The sequence below is a fragment of the Salirhabdus sp. Marseille-P4669 genome, assembly GCF_900240405.1.
GTDB lineage: Bacteria > Bacillota > Bacilli > Bacillales > Alkalibacillaceae > OEQK01.
Genome location: NZ_OEQK01000007.1, coordinates 121,752 through 141,830, shown reverse-complemented (window position 1 = coordinate 141,830; position 20,079 = coordinate 121,752). Strand labels below are relative to the sequence as shown.

20 protein-coding genes are annotated in these 20,079 nt (G+C 38.0%); 5 read left to right on the top strand and 15 right to left on the bottom strand.

Annotated elements, in window-relative coordinates:
* Positions 1-395 precede the first annotated feature (395 nt).
* From C1A05_RS18500 to C1A05_RS18190, 7 genes are all read right to left on the bottom strand, one after another.
* Positions 396-644, bottom strand: a complete 249-nt coding sequence (locus tag C1A05_RS18500) for a hypothetical protein (protein ID WP_306373264.1) — start codon at positions 642-644, stop codon at positions 396-398.
* Between the two features lie 342 nt (positions 645-986).
* Positions 987-2,378 carry a 23S rRNA (uracil(1939)-C(5))-methyltransferase RlmD gene (gene rlmD, locus C1A05_RS13970; RefSeq protein ID WP_102028857.1) on the bottom strand — a complete coding sequence of 464 codons (1,392 nt, stop codon included), beginning with the start codon at positions 2,376-2,378 and terminating at the stop codon, positions 987-989.
* A gap of 8 nt (positions 2,379-2,386) precedes the next feature.
* Positions 2,387-3,256 (bottom strand): DNA-3-methyladenine glycosylase family protein, encoded by an 870-nt coding sequence (locus C1A05_RS13965; protein WP_102028856.1) that lies wholly within the window; start codon positions 3,254-3,256, stop codon positions 2,387-2,389.
* 153 nt (positions 3,257-3,409) lie between these two features.
* Positions 3,410-4,195, bottom strand: a complete 786-nt coding sequence (locus tag C1A05_RS13960; protein ID WP_102028855.1) for a polysaccharide deacetylase family protein — start codon at positions 4,193-4,195, stop codon at positions 3,410-3,412.
* A gap of 61 nt (positions 4,196-4,256) precedes the next feature.
* Positions 4,257-5,525 carry a histidinol dehydrogenase gene (hisD, locus tag C1A05_RS13955; RefSeq protein WP_102028854.1) on the bottom strand — a complete coding sequence of 423 codons (1,269 nt, stop codon included), beginning with the start codon at positions 5,523-5,525 and terminating at the stop codon, positions 4,257-4,259.
* A 59-nt stretch (positions 5,526-5,584) separates the two neighbouring features.
* Positions 5,585-6,883: a Na+/H+ antiporter family protein gene (locus tag C1A05_RS13950; protein ID WP_102028853.1), complete on the bottom strand. Its 1,299-nt coding sequence runs from the start codon at positions 6,881-6,883 to the stop codon at positions 5,585-5,587.
* 120 nt (positions 6,884-7,003) lie between these two features.
* The gene (locus C1A05_RS18190; RefSeq protein WP_200816501.1) at positions 7,004-7,156 is read right to left on the bottom strand and encodes an SE1561 family protein; all 153 of its coding nucleotides are present in this window, start codon (positions 7,154-7,156) and stop codon (positions 7,004-7,006) included.
* 77 nt (positions 7,157-7,233) lie between these two features.
* On the opposite strand from C1A05_RS18190, the gene C1A05_RS13945 reads away from it, so the two are divergent.
* Positions 7,234-8,100 (top strand): mechanosensitive ion channel family protein, encoded by an 867-nt coding sequence (locus tag C1A05_RS13945; protein WP_234998554.1) that lies wholly within the window; start codon positions 7,234-7,236, stop codon positions 8,098-8,100.
* Between the two features lie 22 nt (positions 8,101-8,122).
* Here C1A05_RS13945 and C1A05_RS13940 read toward each other — a convergent pair whose 3' ends face one another.
* Entirely contained in the window at positions 8,123-8,980 is an 858-nt protein-coding gene (locus tag C1A05_RS13940; protein ID WP_234998576.1) for a YfkD famly protein, read from the bottom strand.
* A gap of 195 nt (positions 8,981-9,175) precedes the next feature.
* On the opposite strand from C1A05_RS13940, the gene C1A05_RS13935 reads away from it, so the two are divergent.
* Both C1A05_RS13935 and C1A05_RS13930 read left to right on the top strand, forming a co-directional pair.
* The gene (locus C1A05_RS13935; protein WP_102028852.1) at positions 9,176-10,348 is read left to right on the top strand and encodes an MFS transporter; all 1,173 of its coding nucleotides are present in this window, start codon (positions 9,176-9,178) and stop codon (positions 10,346-10,348) included.
* 157 nt (positions 10,349-10,505) lie between these two features.
* The gene (locus tag C1A05_RS13930; protein ID WP_373419481.1) at positions 10,506-12,431 is read left to right on the top strand and encodes a heavy metal translocating P-type ATPase; all 1,926 of its coding nucleotides are present in this window, start codon (positions 10,506-10,508) and stop codon (positions 12,429-12,431) included.
* A 34-nt stretch (positions 12,432-12,465) separates the two neighbouring features.
* Here the strand turns inward: C1A05_RS13930 and C1A05_RS13925 are convergent, their stop codons facing one another.
* Complete coding sequence (locus C1A05_RS13925; RefSeq protein ID WP_234998552.1) at positions 12,466-13,290, bottom strand: YihY/virulence factor BrkB family protein; 825 nt, start codon at positions 13,288-13,290, stop codon at positions 12,466-12,468.
* A 27-nt stretch (positions 13,291-13,317) separates the two neighbouring features.
* Complete coding sequence (locus tag C1A05_RS13920) at positions 13,318-13,593, bottom strand: YtxH domain-containing protein (protein ID WP_102028850.1); 276 nt, start codon at positions 13,591-13,593, stop codon at positions 13,318-13,320.
* Between the two features lie 258 nt (positions 13,594-13,851).
* Here C1A05_RS13920 and C1A05_RS13915 point away from each other — a divergent pair, with 258 nt between their 5' ends.
* Complete coding sequence (locus C1A05_RS13915) at positions 13,852-15,261, top strand: alanine/glycine:cation symporter family protein (protein ID WP_102028849.1); 1,410 nt, start codon at positions 13,852-13,854, stop codon at positions 15,259-15,261.
* A 34-nt stretch (positions 15,262-15,295) separates the two neighbouring features.
* On the opposite strand, the gene C1A05_RS13910 is transcribed toward C1A05_RS13915, so the two are convergent.
* The 5 genes from C1A05_RS13910 to C1A05_RS13890 form a co-directional block, all read right to left on the bottom strand.
* Positions 15,296-16,417, bottom strand: coding sequence for a DUF6677 family protein (locus tag C1A05_RS13910; RefSeq protein WP_102028848.1), 1,122 nt, complete (start codon positions 16,415-16,417; stop codon positions 15,296-15,298).
* Complete coding sequence (locus tag C1A05_RS13905; RefSeq protein ID WP_102028847.1) at positions 16,410-16,868, bottom strand: hypothetical protein; 459 nt, start codon at positions 16,866-16,868, stop codon at positions 16,410-16,412. Before C1A05_RS13905 ends, C1A05_RS13910 begins: the two co-directional genes overlap by 8 nt.
* Positions 16,868-17,383, bottom strand: coding sequence for an RNA polymerase sigma factor (locus C1A05_RS13900; protein ID WP_255398305.1), 516 nt, complete (start codon positions 17,381-17,383; stop codon positions 16,868-16,870). Before C1A05_RS13900 ends, C1A05_RS13905 begins: the two co-directional genes overlap by 1 nt.
* 310 nt (positions 17,384-17,693) lie before the next feature.
* Positions 17,694-18,365, bottom strand: coding sequence for an SOS response-associated peptidase (locus tag C1A05_RS13895; RefSeq protein ID WP_306373263.1), 672 nt, complete (start codon positions 18,363-18,365; stop codon positions 17,694-17,696).
* 19 nt (positions 18,366-18,384) lie between these two features.
* Positions 18,385-19,107 (bottom strand): lysophospholipid acyltransferase family protein, encoded by a 723-nt coding sequence (locus tag C1A05_RS13890; RefSeq protein WP_102028844.1) that lies wholly within the window; start codon positions 19,105-19,107, stop codon positions 18,385-18,387.
* A gap of 99 nt (positions 19,108-19,206) precedes the next feature.
* Here C1A05_RS13890 and C1A05_RS13885 point away from each other — a divergent pair, with 99 nt between their 5' ends.
* A complete protein-coding gene (locus C1A05_RS13885; RefSeq protein WP_145997319.1) occupies positions 19,207-20,034 on the top strand; it encodes an HAD family hydrolase in 828 nt (275 codons plus the stop codon).
* Positions 20,035-20,079: the final 45 nt, after the last annotated feature.

Here is a 20,079-nt window from a genome sequence, read left to right as displayed (position 1 = left end):
ACCTTGAACACTCTCTCTTAGAAGCTAAGTATATAAAAGGAAACAACATGTTTGGTTAACGCCACGTTAAGAAAAGATAAAGATATATTTCGGGATTGTAAATGGGTATAAAAAGAAGCCTTTACCACGTGTAAAGGCTTTTATAAGCATTCTTTCTTTGTTCGTTGTAATATCATTTACTTTGAAGCACTTTTACTCTCAATAAATTCTTGAACACCGTATAATAAAAATGCTTTAGAAAATAAATATAGAAAAAATTGAATTCCATTCAGTCTAAACAAATTAGCTATTTTAAATTTTTTTAGAAATTTAATTCCCACGAAAGCAAAAAGTCCATCTGCAACTGCATTTAGCATCAGAAATTTTTTAAAATTACCATACGACAATTTCAACATCTACAAGGACATCGGCAAATATGGGCCGGCGCTAAAAGGAAGTAAATCTCTTATAAATGAGTCTGATCTGTCATAAAACACCCACCATTTACGTTTATGGCCAATTATTTGCGTTATCACTTCACATAATACAACGACTAGTCCTGCTAGTGAAAAACGCTTTACATTTTGCTTTCCTAAAAATAATATCGAAAACCAAGGAAGCAATATTAAAGCAATATTAAATACGAAGTGCCTCTTGGAAGTCATTCCCTTTCACTCCTTACCCTTTTACAATAATTTCATATATTAATTAACTTATCCAGACACAAACCAAACATACGATTATATATAAGGGTTAAGCTCTTAATTTTTTTAAAAAACAGGGTAAAATGACCATCGATTCTAGCGGCTTCATCCGTATCCTTATCAATTGGACATCAACTATTTGATTGGAAATTACTTTCATTGACTATCCCTATGTGGCCGGCCGTGCCCAATTTTTCTTATTCACGCTTTCTCTTTCGCCCCCTAGTTTTTATATAAAAAGTCCCAGCTTCCTAATAAGGAAAAACTGGGATGATTTTTATCACATTTGAAAATTGGAAATGTTTATTTTTTCAATGTAAGTAATGTCACACTTTCCACCTGACTTGTTTGTGGAAACATATCCACAGGCTGAATGGACTTTACTTCATAAACACTAGATAAGGCATCAATATCTTTCGCTAATGTGGATGGATTACAGGAGGCGTATATAAATTTCTTTGGTTTGATTTTCTTCACGGTTTCAATAAAGGTGTGATCTAAGCCGGTGCGTGGCGGGTCGACTACAATAATATCTGGTTGGAATCCTTCCTTTTGCCACTTTGGTAACCATTCCTCTGCTTTTCCAGTTACGTATTTAGCATTAGAAACACCCTGCTTTTCGGCATTCCGTCGCGCATCCTGGACTGCTTCGTCAATAATTTCAATACCTCTTATTTCCTTCGCACCCTCTGCAAGCCATAATCCAATCGTACCAACACCACAATAGGCATCTACTATTTTTTCTTCACCAGTAAGAGCTGCGACACGTTTAACCTCATTGTAAAGCTTCACCGTTTGAGCGGGATTGAGTTGGAAGAAGGCTCTTGCAGATAATTCAAAACCGATGTCTTCCAGGCGCTCTTCCATGTATTCTTCACCAAAAAGATGCCTTGTTTCTTCCCCGAAAATCAACGATGTTTTTTTCCCATTCACATTTTGCATAAGAGAAGTTACTTTTGGAAGTCTTTTCTGCACTTCTTTTACGAATAGCTCTTTTTTCGGGAACTCTTTTTTTGCAGTTACGAGTACGAGCTGTATTTCATCTGTAGCAAAACCTAAGCGGGTTACGATGGTACGAATAAAACCGGAATGCTTTCGCTCGTCATAAATTGGTATGTTTAGGTCTGTAATAATATTTTTTACTGTCTCTGCAACTTTATTGATTGTTGGATGCTGAACGAGGCAGCCCGTAATATCAATTAGGCGATGGGAGCCTTGTCCATACATCCCTGCGATTACATTCCCTTTTAACATTCCGACCTGTAATTGACTTTTATTACGATAGTCCCAAGGATGCTCCATACCTAAAGTAGATTTTACGATTGCTGGATCTATTTTTTTCTTCACATATCGGTCAAAAGCTTGTAAGATCAAATCTCTCTTAAACTCTAGCTGTTTGTCATATCGTAAATGCTGAAGCTGACATCCCCCACATGCTTCATAAATGTCACAAGGTGGCTGTATTCTGTCATTGGATTTTTTTCGTATTTTCTTCAGTTCAGCCCGAATGTATTTCGGATATTCCTTTTCCACTACTGCCACTACTTCTTCACCGGGAAGTGCCCCTTGAACAAACACAGCTTTACGCTTGAAATAGCCGATACCTTCCCCATTAATTCCCATCCGTTTGATCGTTAATGGTATTTCCTGACTTCTTTTCTGTTTTTCATGAGTTGATTGCCTTGTTCTCGCCATATTTCCACCTATCCTTCAATACTTCTCCACAGTACAATCGATGCATAACTTCGATAAGGAGACCATGCTTCTCCCATTTTGTAAATATCATCTTTATGTGGCTTACTCTCCAAGTGTAAAAATTTTTTCAATGCATTTTGTATTCCTATATCCGCTGCAGGCAATAAGTTATTCCGTCCAACACCAAATAACAGCCAATTTTCAGCTGTCCAATGACCGATGCCACGAATTTTTACAAGGCTTTGAATAACCTCATCATCACTTTTGGAAGCAAGTTCATTTAAATTTAGTTTACCTTCCACAATCGCTCTTGATGTATCAATTATGTATTCTGCTTTTCGTTGACTAAATTGAAGCTCCCGCAAATCTTCATATGGTATGTCTGCTACTACATCTGGACTTGGGTAAAACCATACGCCATCTACTTCTTCTCCATACTTTTGAACAAATCTAGTAGATAATGTGTAGGCAAATTTCATATTAAGCTGTTGATGGATAATGGTCTTCATTAAAGCTTCGTAGTATCCGAAATCCTTCACAATCGGTGTTCCCGGATATTTACGAAACAAAGGAGCTAATTCCGTCTTTTGGAAATGATGTTGTATCGCTTCTAACGGTTTGTCCCATTGAAATATTTCTTTAATTTTATGTACTAAAGTCTCCTGCTCTTCATTTTCGCCTTCTAAAGCAAATTTTGGCCTTTCCGTTGTGCCAAGTGCTTGTATTTTTACGATATGCTTATCCTCCTCCATAAGCTTTACAGGTACGTAAACCGTTCTATCCTGCTGATTTACTTTGATTAAAGGATCAAAGCTTAACCGACTTAGGGAGTAATCAAAATCAAACATGCCATCTAACGTAATGATTTCCTTCCACACATTCCTTCTCCCCTTCCCTTTGATACCCTTCATTGTAGCACAATTATAGTAATGAAATCTCTAAAGAAAACATAAAACGAAAACCCATACCAATACAATTACTCGTGACAGAGTATTGTTTATGGTTTGGGTTTTCCTGAATTGACAAATTCTCTAGAATGTAAATGGCAGTGTTTCTTTCCATAGTAGATAGTCTAAGCTTTTGAACACATAGCCCCGCTTCCGCAGTTCGTCGATAAGTGGTTCTAAAGCGTCTGCATTACTTTGAGTGGAGTGAAGTAAAATGATAGCTCCGGGGTGAATGTGTTCAATAATACTCCGAAACGCGGTATCGGTGCCTTTCTCCGTACCCCAGTCTACAAAAGCCGAAGACCAAAACACCGTTGTATATCCTAGTTTTTCTGTAATTTCTAATGTTCGTTCACTAAAGTCCCCACGTGGTGGGCGAACATATTGCGTATGTTTAATGCCGGTTACTTCATAAAGCTTATCTTCAATCGTTTCCAGTTCTTCCTTAATCTTTTCCTCAGATAGGGTTGTAAAGTCTTTATGGTTAAACGAGTGATTGCCAATATTATGACCCTCTTCAACCATTCTCTCTACTAGTTCCGGTGCGCTATTGAAATAGTGACCTGCTAGAAAGAAGGTTGCAGGAACCTGTTGTTTTTTTAATATGTCTAAGATTTGCTCCGTATATCCAGATTCATATCCCATATCAAACGTGAAATACACAACTTTTTCTCCGGATTTATCTACGTAAAAGCTGTTGTACTTATCTAATATTGGACCATATTCACCAGCATCCGGTGGGTTCTGCTCTTTATTTTTCTTATAGCCCCAACCAAATGTGGTTTGATCAAAAGCAGAAGCAGTTGAAACTGGTATTAGAAGGCTTACAAGTAAGAATGTGATTGTCGAAAGTAAATATGTGAAACGCATGCACTCACCTGCTTTGTTTTTTACTATCTTTTGCAGGAAGCAAGCTACACATTCACTTTTTTTAATCTTTCTTAACTCGAACCCTTATCGCATTGGCATGTCCTTGAAGTTCCTCAAAGTTTGCTAACGCTTGAATCGCCTCTGCATTGGCACGTAAATCGGTTTTACTATAGGATATCAAACTCGTTTTCTTTAAAAAGTCATCAACATGTAAAGGGGATGAAAACTTAGCTGTCCCACCAGTTGGGAGAATATGATTTGGACCAGCAAAATAGTCTCCTACAACCTCTGCACTGTTTTCGCCAATAAAAATCGCGCCAGCATTTTTTATTTTACCAATATACGAAAAAGCATCCTTAACCATTATTTCTAGGTGCTCCGGTGCATAATCGTTAATCATGTCTATTCCCTTCTGCAAATTGGACACGACATAAATAGCACCATTGTTTTGAAGGGATTCGGTAGCAATTGATTTTCTTTCTAAAACTTGTAGCTGCTGTTGCAATTCTTCTTGAACTTCTTCAGCTAGCTGATTGGAATCTGTAATTAGAACAGCAGCTGATAGTGGATCGTGCTCTGCCTGAGATAAGAGGTCTGCAGCAACATAGGCTGGGTTTGCTGTTTTATCTGCTAGTACAACAATTTCACTAGGGCCTGCAATCATATCAATATCCACTAACCCAAAAACCTCTTTTTTGGCTAAGGCAACATAAATATTACCAGGTCCTGTTATTTTATCTACCTTCCGTATCGTTTCAGTACCATAGGCTAAAGCACCGATTGCCTGAGCACCCCCAACCTTATAAACCGCTTCAATTCCTAATTGATCTGCAGCAACGAGAACACCAGGGTTCACTTTTCCATCCTCATTTGGAGGCGTAACCATCACAATCTCCTCTACACCTGCAACTTTAGCTGGGGCAGCATTCATAATAACAGAGGAAGGATAGGCCGCTCTTCCACCAGGCACATATATCCCAACACGAGCTAGTGGTCGAATTAATTGTCCTAATATGGTTCCATTTTCACTTGTATCAATCCAACTCTGTTTTAATTGCTTTTCATGAAATCGCATGATGTTCTCAATCGCTTGCTTGATTGCCACGAGCCATTCTTTCGATACAAGGGTATAGGCTTCCTCTACTTCCTCTTTTTTCACGAGCAAATCCTGAAGCTCTACACGGTCAAACCTTTTCGTATATTCGAATAAGGCTTGATCTCCTGCTGTCCGCACGTTCGCTAAAATAGCATTCACAGCACTATAATATTCCTCGCCATTATCAAAAATGGTTCTTGCTATTTTTACATCGTCCCCTTGAAATTGTTTCATTTTATTCTCCCCTTCCTGAAAATGAGTAGAGGAAGCCCCCTACTCATTCGATGTACAATTTATAAGATTAAAGATGCAACCCATCCAAAGATAAATAACGGGATGTTAAAGTGGATAAAGGTTGGTACACATGTATCCCAAATGTGATTATGCTTCCCATCTGCATTCAAACCAGATGTAGGTCCTAATGTACTGTCTGAAGCAGGTGAGCCAGCATCCCCTAATGCACCAGCTGTACCAATTAAAGCTGCAATCGCAAGTGGTGAGAAACCAGCAGCACTAGCAAGCGGTACATACAATGCAGCTAATATTGGAATCGTACCGAAAGAAGTTCCAATTCCCATCGTAACAATTAAACCTACAAGCAATAACACAAACGCAATAATCGCTTTGTTATCTCCTAAAATTCCAGATGTAGCTTCCACTAATGCTTCAACAGATCCTGTCGTTTTTAATACATTGGCAAAGCCATTGGCAACAAGCATAATAAAGGCAATCATTGCCATCATTTTCATACCTTCACTAACGACCTCTTCCCCTTTCTTAAAGGGTACAACAAAAAATAGAAACATTAAGAATAAACCAGTTAAAGCAGATAAAATTAAGTTCTCTGTGAATATTTGAACGACTAAAGCAGCCACTATTGCAATTATGGTAAAAGCATGTTTCTTCTCAAACGTTATATTTTCCGTTTCAAGATCAATTTCTTGTTTGTTGGTAGTTTCATAGATTCGATCCTTACGGTAACTAAAGAAAATCGCAATCAGCAAACCAACAATCATCCCTAAACCTGGAAGAAGCATTGCTTTTGTAACATCATAAATTCCTAACGATATTCCATTATCATTCATATTTGTCATAATGATTTCTTGAAAGATATAACCGAAGCCAACGGGAATCATCACATATGGTGCTTTTAAGCCAAATGTTAAAGCAGTGGCAACACCTCGGCGATCAATGTTCATTTTGTCAAATAATCCCAGTAATGGTGGAATTAAAATTGGAATAAAAGCAATGTGTACGGGAATTACATTTTGAGATAAAGAAGCAACAGCAGCGATAATGAGCAGCATCACACTTCTTTTACCTTCAATTACCTTCAGCAGTGACCTAACCAAGATGGAAGTAATCCCGGAATACGTAATCGCAACAGCAAATGCACCGAGTAATACATAACTTAAGGCAGTATTCCCTCCAGCAGACATCCCTTCAACCATAAGTGTTATCGTGTCTGTTAAGGATTCTCCTGCAATAAATCCAGCAACAACTGTTGCAATTATGATGGAAATCATCACATTTACTCGTAATAAGCTTAAAATCATCATCAAAAGTACAGATATAATAACGGCCATAGCCATACAATTCCCCCCTAAATCATGTTTTATTTCTCTAATATGGTAATGATTTAATATGATAAAGGATTACAGTTAAAATTGCAACCATAAAGGGAAATTTTTAATAATTGCTTGAATTAAGAATTATCGGCATTTCTCTTCTAATTCATCTAATAAGTGAATAAAATGATCAATGTCCTCTACAGTCATTTGATCAGGAGATATCCCTTCAATTCTAGTCATTACTTCTTCCAAACGTTTTCTTAGTTTTGCAATTTTATCTTCTTGTTCACTCATAATGGTGTTCACTCTTCCTTTCCTGCTACAACGTATGTGTCATCCAACACCAAGGAGATACTAAGGGAGGAATAGACATGTCTTCTATGTTAAACGAAATAAGTGGCTTTTGGGAAATCATTTATCAAAATACTTTCCTTATGCTTATCTTAGGAGCTATCCTTACTTTTTCGCTGGCAAAACTCGTCAATCGTCTTCTAACGATCTTTTTTAAACGAACTAATTTTATTGATAAACAGATTGAAAAAACGTTACTATCTATGATTCGTTCGCTTATTCATTATGCCGCTCTGTTTGGCTATCTAATCTTTATTCTTATCTCCTTTGGTGTACATGTTGGTCAGCTATTAGCTGGAGCAGGTATCTTAAGTATTATTGTTGGTTTTGGTGCCAAAAGCATTGTGTCCGACACCCTATCAGGTCTTTTGTTACTTTATGAAAAGCAGTTGATGAAAGGAGATTTCGTGACTATCAATCAAGCTTTTACAGGAACCGTTGAAGCGATCGGGCTTCGTTCTTTAATGTTAAGAGAGTGGAACGGTAAATTAATTATCATTAATAACGGCCAAATCCAAACGATTCAAAATTATAATAAGGAACATATGCGAATCGTTGAGCATGTTACAACAAGCTTTTCTGAAGACCCAAGCAAGGTTCAAGAGGTATTAAATATTGCCTGCAAACGGCTGAACAATGAAATCGGTTGTTATTTAAAAACAGACGATTCGCATTCACCAATTGAAGCGTATCAATTATATGGAATGACGTCCTTGAACAATCAATACCGCGGATATACGTTTACCATTATCGGTGTTGTTCGAGACAACGATTATTTTTCGGCCGTCAAAGAAGCACGGTATATTATTGCTAGAACTTTATTTGAACATAACATCGAAATGGCGATGCAACAAATAGGAATGAAATCCACCATATCCAGTCCTTAAAGGATATGGTGAATTATTTCCATTAAGGTGTATTTTTCAGCTGGAACGAGAAGGATACATGATCCTGAATCGGAATCCAAGCCCCTATGCCTTGTTTCGTAACATTTTTAACCTCTAAGGACTTTTTGGATCCTTTTAGTACTAGATAAACCTCTCCAAAGGTAACAACACCTTTTTCATTTAACGCTGGTGCATAAGAATATAAATAACCTACCTTTTTCGGTGGTACACCGTACGTTTGTGTCTTTTTCGTACCACTACCAAAAACCGTTTCAAAAGCTAATGGTAAGTCCGTCTTGTCCTGTGCACTTAGTAACATCATTTTCATAACATCCGAAGCTTTTTCTGTTTTTGATGTTAAGCCACCTTTTATGCGTTTTTCCGATTCTTGTACATAATTAAGCGTAGCTTTTTCTGTACCACCTAAGTTATTAGATATGTTTGTATTAATTTGCTGGTATTCCCAGTTCACATTGGATTCTTTCGATTTATAGTGAATTGGCCAATATCCTAAATAGATTTCCCCACGATAACCAAATGCAAGCTTCGATGGTTTTAAGGTAGACTCATTCAACATTTTAATTAGTTCTGGATTCGTAATTTCCTCATCTGCGCTCTCAATCAGTTCTTCAGCAAGTTCATTTGGTTCTAGTACAGTTTGGTCTCTAGTCGTATTTGGATAGGTATTCTCTTTAGAAATGTTTAGTACATGACTAGGAATGTCGTTGTTTGGTTTCTTTTCCTTCTTGTTTTCTTCCTCATTTTCTGTCTTTTCTTCTGCTTTATCCTCGGCCTTTTCTTCCTTTGCTAGCATTTGATTCGGAAGAGAAAGCGTGAATAGTAACGTTATTGCCACAAATAAAAAGGAGAGCCTTCTCACTTTATTCACAGCCTTTCTTCAATTTTTTCTTATTTTTATCTACGGTTTGAAAACTATGCATCTAGAAGCGAACTTCTCAATATCGGATCACATTATTTCTAAAAGAACGAATCACATACTATAAAAACTTTTTCATATTCAACCCGAAACAGTTACGTTAAAATAGTATTTGACTTAATTTTAGAGGTGAACATAATGGTTTCGGTAAGAGGTCGTTTTTGGATTCTTGTATCTTTAGTAATGGTTTCTGGATTTTCACAAGGCATGCTGTTGCCTTTAATTGCAATTATTTTAGAACAAAATGGGGTATCCTCCTCGATAAATGGCCTGCATGCAACAGGGCTTTATATCGGAGTCTTACTCGCTTCACCCTTTATGGAAAAGCCAATTCGTAAAATTGGATATAAGCCAATGATTTTAATCGGTGGAGCTTTGGTATTTATATCGTTATTTTTCTTTACATTATGGGAAGCTTTATGGTTTTGGTTCATTTTAAGAATGATGGTCGGAATCGGGGATCACATTTTACACTTTGGAACCCAAACATGGATTACCGCTTCTAGTAAACCAGAAAAGCGTGGTCGGGATATATCAATCTACGGTTTGTTTTTTGGGTTAGGGTTTACTTTCGGACCGTTAATGACACGTTTATTGGAATACAATACAGCACTCCCGTTTATCGTTAGCTCCATCCTCTGCATGCTTGTGTGGTCGACCATGTTTTTTGTACGTAATGAATTGCCACAAGAAGAGGTATCTCTTGAGACATCCGGGGGATCTATGAAGCGATTTATACAGGCTGCTAAAATTGCCTGGGTTGCCTTCTTACCACCATTCGGGTATGGGTTTTTAGAAGCAACCCTACATGGTAACTTCCCTGTATACGGTATTAGGGTTGGGCTTGATGTAAATATGATTTCGCTCATTATCCCATTCTTTGCGGCTGGCAGCTTACTCTCCCAAATTCCTCTTGGGATTTTAAGCGATCGGATTGGTCGGAAAAATGTGTTGTTAAGTGTAATTGGCGGTGGAATGCTTGTTTTCTTTATAACGGCATTTTTCGAGCATTCTGCTACTTGGTTAATTTGCTTTTTTGCACTTGCAGGCATGCTTGTCGGTTCCATCTTCTCTTTAGGTTTATCCTATATGACAGATTTATTACCGAAAGGCTTGCTTCCTGCAGGTAATATCCTATGTGGAATTGCATTTAGCTTAGGAAGTATACTCGGGCCATTAATAGGTGGTGTAGTCATCGAGCATTTTCCTTCTATCTCCTTCTTCCACGTTATAACAGCAATGTTGTGTATCATTTTTATTGCGATCTATGCAAAGAAGGAGCAGCCAGATAAAATGTCTGTCCCAGCGTAATGCGTATGACAACACAACCATAAAAGCTTTTGTCGAATCCTTCGGCAAAAGTTTTTTTCATTTCTGTTGAAAACTCCTCTGGTTATGTTATTATAATAATAACTAAATTATAATTATTATAAACTAATAATCATTTTAACTTTAAGGAGTTGAGATAATGGGCACCGAACTTTCACTTGAAATGCAGAACACCCAGGAAACAAATAGGTCCTCTTCAAAGGCAAAAACATTTTTACAACATATAGAACTAATCGCTGCTTTGTTTAGTGGGTTTTTAATACTAGTTGCATGGCTGACGGAATCCTATCTATCCGAGTCCATTACAGTTGGATTATTCTTGCTTGCTTACCTCATCGGTGGTTTTGCCAAAGCAAAAGAGGGAATGGAAGAAACGATTAAAAACAAGAACTTAAATGTAGAATTACTAATGGTTCTCGCCGCTATCGGTTCAGCCATAATCGGCTACTGGATGGAAGGCGCCATACTTATTTTTATTTTCGCTTTAAGTGGCGCTCTCGAAACATACACCATGAATAAAAGCGAAAAAGAAATTTCATCACTTATGAAGCTGCAGCCTGAACACGCTGTAAGAGTTCAAAATGGGGAGGAGCAAATTGTCCCTGTGGAGGTGTTAGAAATAGGGGATCACATTCTCGTTAAGGCAGGTGATCGCATTCCTGCTGACGGGGTGATTTTAAAAGGAATGACAAGTATCGATGAGGCTGCTATTACTGGGGAATCCATTCCAGTGGATAAACGTACAGGTGACAATGTGTTGGCAGGTACAGTTAACATCAATGGCACACTAACCATCGAAGTAACGAAAACATCAACCGATAGTCTGTTTCAGAAGATTATCCATTTAGTCAATAATGCGAAAAGTGAACGCTCCCCGTCTCAATTATTTATTGAACGTTTTGAAGGAACTTACGTAAAAGTAGTATTAATTGGTGCTGTATTGATGATGGTTGTCCCACATTACCTATTCAGTTGGAGCTTTGAGGATACGTTTTATCGAGCTATGATTTTTCTAGTGGTTGCATCTCCTTGTGCATTGGTCGCATCGATTATGCCTGCCACACTTGCTGCAATATCAAAAGGAGCAAGAGGTGGAATTTTGTTTAAAGGTGGCGTTCATTTAGAGAATCTTGCAAATATAGACGCGATTGCTTTCGATAAAACGGGAACGATTACGAATGGAAAGCCAGAGGTAACAGATGTTTTCATTAACGAACAGTATTCAAATAAAGAGATTTTATCAATTATTGGTTCTATTGAAAAAGCGTCCAGCCATCCCTTGGCGAATGCAATTGTTCACTACATTGAAAAACAGAACATTCTACACAACACGCCAATAGATGATATGATAACGACTTCTGGTAACGGTGTTCAAGCGACTGCTACTGGCTCAACCTGGAAAATAGGCAAACCTGATTTTGTCGGTTTAGAAAAGGCAGAAGCTTTTCAAAACGGCATTTATCAAGCATACGTTGCTCAAGGAAAAACGATTGTATTTGTATCAAAGGATGACGAAATCGTAGCATTATTTGCTTTACAAGATACTGTTCGAAAAATTGCCATACAAGTGATTCAAAAGCTAAATAAAGCAGGAATTAAAACCGTAATGATAACAGGAGACCATGAGAAAACGGCTAAGGTTATCGCAGAAGAATGTGGGATTAAAGAGTACTATGCGAATTGCTTACCAGAGGATAAAGTAACCATATTAAAAAACCTCCAACAAAATCAAAAAAGAGTCGCAATGATAGGGGATGGAATTAACGATGCCCCCGCCTTGGCTACAGCTAATTTAGGTATTGCGATGGGGGAAGGGACAGATGTCGCTCTTGAAACAGCCGATGTCGTATTAATGAAAAATGATTTAGCGAAGATTCCGACTGCAATAAGTCTATCAAAGAAAATGAATCGCATTGTGAAGCAAAATGTTGTTTTCTCCATCTCCATAATCGGTATTTTGCTTCTTTCCAACTTCGTGCAAGCACTCAATTTGCCACTTGGTGTTATTGGTCATGAAGGAAGTACCATTTTCGTTATTTTAAACGGGCTACGTTTGTTAAAATAACAGATGAAGCCGGGTAGCTCTTTAACTACCCGGCTTACAATTTTCCTAAGCTCATTCGATATAATGTCGCATTCATCTCGCCACCAAGTATAATGATCATTGCCGAAATATATAGCCAAATCATTAAGACAATAACTACCCCTAAGCTTCCATAGGTAGTTGCATAATGACCAAATCGCTCTACATAAAAAGCAAATATTAAGGATGCTACTTGCCAGCCGACCGTTGTAAATAAAGCCCCTGGAAATGCTTCTAAAAACTTCACTCGTTTTTCTGGAGCCAGCTTAAATAAAAACAAAAAGACAATCAACATAATTAAAAATGAAATGACCAACCTCAATGCTCCCCATATTTGCACAAACTCATCGGAGAACCCGAGAAAGGAAAACACGTAGGTTCCAATGATTTTACCGAATACGGGTAATAGCAATGCTACAATGATTACTAAAAACATAGCGATGGTTAATACAATGGAGATTAATCTCGCTGTAATAAAGGTTCGTTTTTGTTCAATCTCGTATGATATATTGATGACCCTTACAAAAGCATTAATCCCATTCGATGCCGCAAATAACGTACCAATTAAACCTAAAGACAACAGCTTACCATTATGATTGTCTAAAAGCTTTGTCACATTTTCCTCTATATATACCATCGTTTCCCCTGGTGCATAGTGTTCCACAACATCTAACACATCTGGAACCGTTATTGGTAAGAAAGCAGCCAAGGTTAATAGGAAAATGATAAACGGAAAAAGCGATAATAAAAAAAAGTAAGCAAGCTGAGCTGATCGACCTGTTACATCATCACGATAAAATCGTTTGTACATTCGATAGAAAAAAAGTTTGATTTTCTCCAAAATGCTTGCCACCTTAAACATTATTTCTTAATGCAGCTGTTGTTGTTGGCTGCGCTGTTTTTCTTCTTGAAATAAGTTTTCAGCTGATTGTAATTCATGCACAAAGGTATCTGCTATACGATCTACTCTTTCAACCGCAAAGCGCAGGTCTTGTACAGCCTTAGATGGTTGCTTGCGATACTCTTTTAACTCATATACAATGGATTGTCCCCACTCCTTTGCACCTTGTCGTGTTTCTCGATTTAATAAAGAGGCAAGGGCTCCAATAGAAGCTCCAATTAACATACGTTTCTTCCAACTCATTGTGAATCCTCCTTTACGCTACTCTCTCTGTATTTATAAAGTCTTAACTGATGCACGTTTAGTTTACTCCTACGCATGTACAATATATGCATAGGTTGTCCATCAACACATACTTCTTTACTTCTATTATATATATCAATGATTTACGTATAAATACATAATTTCATATTTTCTGAAAAAATATATTCTGAAATTTTATTGAATTATTAGAATATTTCTACTAATATATAAAGTATTAAAAGAAGGGGGGAACAAGTTTTGGATGGTTTTGTATCATTTTTAAAAACCTTTAACGAAAAAGGTGGAGAACTACTTGGAGAGATTGGCGGTTGGATTTGGGGGCCACCGTTATTAATTCTTCTCGTAGGAACAGGACTTTATTTAAGTTTTCGATTAGTATTTTTACAATTTAGAGCTTTACCTTATGCATTAAAGCTCGCATTCGGTAAGCAAGACAAAAAGTCTGAAGGAGATATCCCCCATTACCAAGCATTGACCACTCAGCTAGCCGCAACTGTAGGTACTGGTAATATTGCCGGTGTTGCAACAGCCGTTGTAGCCGGGGGACCAGGTGCCGTATTTTGGATGTGGATTACTGCATTAGTCGGGATGGCAACCAAATATGCAGAGGCATTGCTTGCGGTTCGATTCCGTGAAAAGAATGAAAGAGGAACCATGTCTGGTGGTCCAATGTATTACTTAGAAAAAGGGATCCCAAATAAAGCTGGGAAAACCTTAGGTATTATGTTTGCTGTTTTTGCCGCTCTTGCAGCCTTCGGAATTGGGAATATGACTCAATCCAACACCGCAGCCCTTACATTAAAAAGTACATTTAATATCTCTCCTTGGATTACCGGATTAGTTTTCACCGTAGTAGCTGCTTTAGTTATCGTCGGTGGGATTAAAAGCATCGGTAAAGTAACAGCCTTCTTTGTTCCTATCATGGCAGCATTTTACATTATTGGTGGACTTATTTTAATTGTTATGAACTTAGATCTTGTCGGAAATGCTATTTCACTTATTTTTAGTGAAGCATTCAATTTACAGGCAGGTCTTGGTGGTTTATTAGGTTCTGCTATTCGTTACGGGGTAGCACGTGGGGTATTCTCCAACGAAGCTGGTCTAGGTTCTGCTCCAATCGCTGCTGCGGCTGCGAAAACAGATTATCCTGCTCGACAGGCTCTAGTTTCTATGACACAAGTACTTATTGATACCATTATTATCTGCTCTATCACTGGTATTACCATCGTAATGGCAGATCAATGGGGAAGCGGATTAAATGGTTCTGTATTAACAAGCGCATCATTCGAGCAATTCTTAGGTAGCTTTGGAACCTATGTTGTAGGATTAGGGGTATTATTCTTTACGTTCTCCACTATTTTAGGATGGTCCTATTACGGAGAAAGAGCAATTTCCTACCTATTTGGTGAAAATAGTGTACGTTATTATCGTCTAATTTTCGTCGTATTCATTTTTGTCGGATCTGTTGTAACCATTGATGTTGTCTTTAACTTCTCTGACGTGATGAATGGGCTAATGGCATTTCCAAACTTAGTCGGATTACTAGCATTGTCTGGAATCGTCGTTGCAGAGACCCGAAGCTTTATGAAAGTGGCAAAACAAGAAAAGCTAGAACGAAAATCAAGCAGTATTTCAACAGACGCATAATAAAAGGTGTCAGCTACCATGCTGACACCTTTCTTTATTTCCCTTCCACTTTATCGTGTTTTTTGATTCCCATTAGTAAGCGAACACCAACTCCTAATAACAGAATGCTGACAATCCCAATTTGTAAATATCGGTGATAATAATACAAAATATCTACACCAAATACCCCATATAGATTATCTGCAAAAGCTGGCACTAAAATAGAATCCACGATAAAAAACAAGCCCAATAATATGAATGCAACACCAAGCCAACGCTTGTGATTGATAAAGTATTTAAATACAGGGACATCCTTTGCTGTTCCCATTTCGTGCTTCGCTTGCTGCTGAAGGGCATCGAAAAAGCTATAAAACCAAATAACAGGAATTAAAAATAGAAACAGGGACATACGTAAAATATCCAATATATAAATAGAAAGGACAAAGCCGATCATTAATTGCAAACCACGTTGCTGTAGTCCTAGGTACATATGACCCGCACCTGGAAAAATCGCGAGCACGGTTGTAATTCCTTTGCTTTTCCGTCCATTTTCCTTGTAAATTTCTAAATCATCCATAATGGATTGATCGACTAACACTTCCCCATTTTGCTTGCGATTTAACAGTTGAATCGTATCAAATAAACTGTAAATCCAAATAATTGGTAATCCAAGCACGAAAATGAGGAAGCCTCCCTGACCTGTTAAAATCGTGACAAATAAAATCATTGTTGCTAAGCCAAAAAATCCTACTAAAAAGGTTAGCCCTCTATAATTTAATCCTAAGTGAAAATGACCAACACCAGGGATAAAGGATAAGACGATTGTAAAGAAGCGCTCTTGTTGTTCAATATCCGCTTTTATAAGTTCGTTGTTTGCTTCTGTACCGACATTCCGTTGACCATTGCCAGCTAAGGATAATAGCGTCATGATCATATCAATCATATTAATTCCCCATATTGCAATGGCCAAAAGTAATAAACCAATAAGCATTTGATCATAATGACTACCATACGGCACCAGAACAGATGGAGCAACAATTGCTAATACAATTCCTAGACCAACTGTACCAGCAAAAGCTAAACCATATAAAATACCTCTTACCTTACGTTGCAAATAGATATGTCCCAATCCCGGAATAAAAGCCAACATAAATGCTAATAACTTGGATTTATTCATTTTTACTCTCCTCCTCTCCCATATTGGTAGTTTGAATCGTTAAAAAGCCAGTTGCTTTATCTACTAACTCATCCGAAATTGGTTCATCGTATACATTTATTTTATCTGAAACATTTGTCACTAGCTTAAATGCCCCTGTAAACATCAACACGACAGTTAAACCAGCTGCAAGAAAATAGTTCGTAATCGTTTTCTTATGGTAGTCGGTTTTCGTTGGCAAGGAGCTGTCCGGAGACATATTCGGTTGGCTAGATTTGATTCGTTCCACCGTATCATCCGTGAACGTTTCGGATAATGAATGAGGTATAGACCATTCATCAATTACATGTAAATACGTTTCAAAACAGACATCACAATGATCCAAATGGGATTCAATCGCAACTTGCTCTTGTTCATTCAATTGATTGCTTGTATACCTTCTCAATACATCTATTTCAACATGCTGTCCCATTAAAATTCGTCCTCCTTCCAATTTTCCCGCATCCATTTTCTTGCACGATACAATCTCATCTCAACCGTTTTCTCCGCAAGACCGAGTTCTGAGGCAATATCTGCATAAGATTGTTCCTTTATATAATAGGCATATACAACCGCTCGATAATTTTCCGGCATATCCTGAATTGCTTGGCGGACTTTTACTAGACGTTCTTCCTTTAGCATTGCTTTCTCCGCACTTTCCTCTTGCGGATATCTGAGCATTGGCTCATCATATGAAGTCAGTTCCTCTTTACGCCGCTTCTTTTTTCGATAGAAATCAATTGCAGTGTTAAAAGCAATTCGGCTAATCCATGTTTTAAATCCTTGTGATTGATAGGAAGGGAGAGCATCAACCATCTTTATAAATGCTTCTTGTGTCAAATCCTCAGCTTCTTGTACGTCCTTCGCAACACTGTATGTAACTTTAAATACGTGTTGTTTGTACTTTTCAATAAGCACGCGCAATGCTTGTTCATTGCCTTCTTTAATTTTCCGTATTAAGAGATCTTCCTGAATGATGCTCCCCCTCCCTTCTTCTCGAGCTTCACATTGTATAGACGTTACATAAAAAGGATTGCCCTACACGTCGGTCTAAAATTAATGAATTGTGGGGTAGGCTCGTTTTATTTTCTTTATTATTCTACATTTTTTGGATTATAGAAAGAGCATTTGCGGACTGGCTGGAGGCAATCCCACAAAGTGCGTGTCCACTAAATAAACAAAAAAATCCAAACGGAAATGAAAAAAATTTCGTTTCATCGTTTGGATTTTTCTTTAAAAAGATATATTAGCCTAGTTTTTATGCTAAAGGCAAGACACAGTCAGCACCATCATTTTTCGCATTATTCACATAGGAGCTCACCTCATATGCCGTTAAGGCTTCATCAGGCAACCCTAAAAGGAAATCCCTCATTTCATAAGGATCCTTCTTTTCCTTCTCAATCCAATCTAGCTCTTTATCTTTTGGTAAAATAACAGGCATTCGATTATGAATTTCAGACATAAAGTCGTTTGGCTCTTTCGTTAATATAGTGCACGTAACCAACTCTTGATCTCCTACCTTCCACCTATCCCAAAGACCCGCAAAGGCAAAAAGCTTTCGATCCTGAAGGGAAATGCGTAGAGGCTGCTTCTCCTTTCCATTCCGCTTCCATTCGTAAAAGCTGTCTGCCACAATTAAACAACGTCTTTGCTCCATTAATCGTTTAAAGCTCGGCTTATCTGCAGCAGATTCCGTCCTGGCATTAATCATCTTATAACCGATTTTTGGATCTTTCGCCCAGTTCGGAACGAGGCCCCATTTTAAATAATCTGCTTTTTTCTTTTGCCCGTCTGATACAATCGCCAATATGTTTTGACCTGGTGCAATATTGTAGCGTGGTTGATATTCTTCAATGGGATTGCTAATACCAAATGCTTCTAGGATGTCTAGTTCTTCTGCCAACAATGTATAACGACCGCACACATTCATCCTCCTAGTCTATCGAAATTTAATTGTTTTGTATTTTTTCTACGATTCTCGATTGTGTTAACTCTGCTAATGCGTCTAAACTTAGCCCTTCATACTCCTCTGGGGTAATGGGGTCGCAAACATGAATGTCTACATTTGCAGCTTTGATTCGGTTTTTATTTGCTTCCATTATCTTATACGTTCCATTTATCGCTACCGGCACAATCGGCACACCCGCTTTTGTTGCTAAGCGAAAGCTACCAGACTTGAACGGATTCGTATGCTTCCCCTTACTTCTCGTCCCTTCTGGAAAAATTACTAAAGAATATCCATCCTGCAAATATTGAATACCGTCTCGAAACGCTTTTACAGATTGGCGTTTATCCTTGCGATCTAAGAACACGCAATGCATGTATTCCATCCAGGTACGGGCAAGAGGTACCTTTTTCACTTCCATTTTCGATATGAATCCAAGTGGTTTATCTAAGAAGCCTAAAACCGCAAAAATATCAAAGTTTCCTTGGTGATTTGCGACCACAAGCACAGGACCATCAGGGAATTTTTCATTTCCCATCACGTTGATCGTTGAGCCCGTTTGTTCCATGGACTTTCTTGCCCACTTTCTTGGAAACGCATACGGTAAATCCTTATACTCCTCTTGTTCTACTAAATTGTTCTTAATAGCTTTTTTAACCTTTTGCAACGGAAATATACTATATAAGGCATAACTAATGGTGAAAAGATATGTCCACAACGTTCTCATAACGCCTCTCCCTTTATTTCTTCTTTATGTTAAAATATGATTTATCTACTAAATTATATTCTACAATAAAAAGAGAAGAAGGAAGAAAGGATTTTGCACATGTTACATTCTTTTATTGATAAAGCAGAAGTGGTTATCTTTGATTTAGATGGCACTCTATATGAAGGAGATCAACACTTTGCTTTAATGGTACAAAACATTAAAAAGCGTCTACCAGAAGAACATCACGAAGAATTTGATAGACTTTATCAGCAATCTCTTGCAGGGGAGCATAGCCTTACAATCGGAAAAGTATACGATGTTCAGGAGGATGTTATTTGGACTTGGGATCCATTCACAACCGAACTTACGGTTGCGCATGACTGGAATAATGAAGAAGTTACGATAAACGACGCACCGAAAACACTCGCTGTATCCGAATTTGACTACCAAAGATGGGTACCAATCGGGGATGGATGGTGGCCACCGTATTCCATCGCTCGCCACTTCGGATTACAGGTAGAAGATACACAATGGGCATACCACCGCACAAAAGAGCAAATGGCAAACTTAGACGGGATGCTAGAGGCAACACCTGGGTTAAAAGAATATTTAACCAAATTAAAGGATAAGAAAAAGCTAGTATTGATCACAAACAGTGAAGCAGATGATGTAGAGCGTCTATTGCAGTTTTTAGGCTTAGACCACATTTTTACAGATATCGTTCCAAGCGCTTTAAAGCCAACCAATACAAACAAGCACTTTCAGGATGTATTGAAACGCTACAATGTAGAGCCAGATAAAGTACTATCTATTGGAGATAACTTTATGAACGAAGTAGCACCAGCACTACAACTAGGTATGTACGGCGTATGGCTAACAACTGCAAAAGACGAACCCATTCAAGATGAAAAATTCGCAAAGATCCGCACCTTGGCGAATATGTAGAGATTGGGTTTTGGGTGCCTGTCACTTCCCGATTTTTGTTGAATT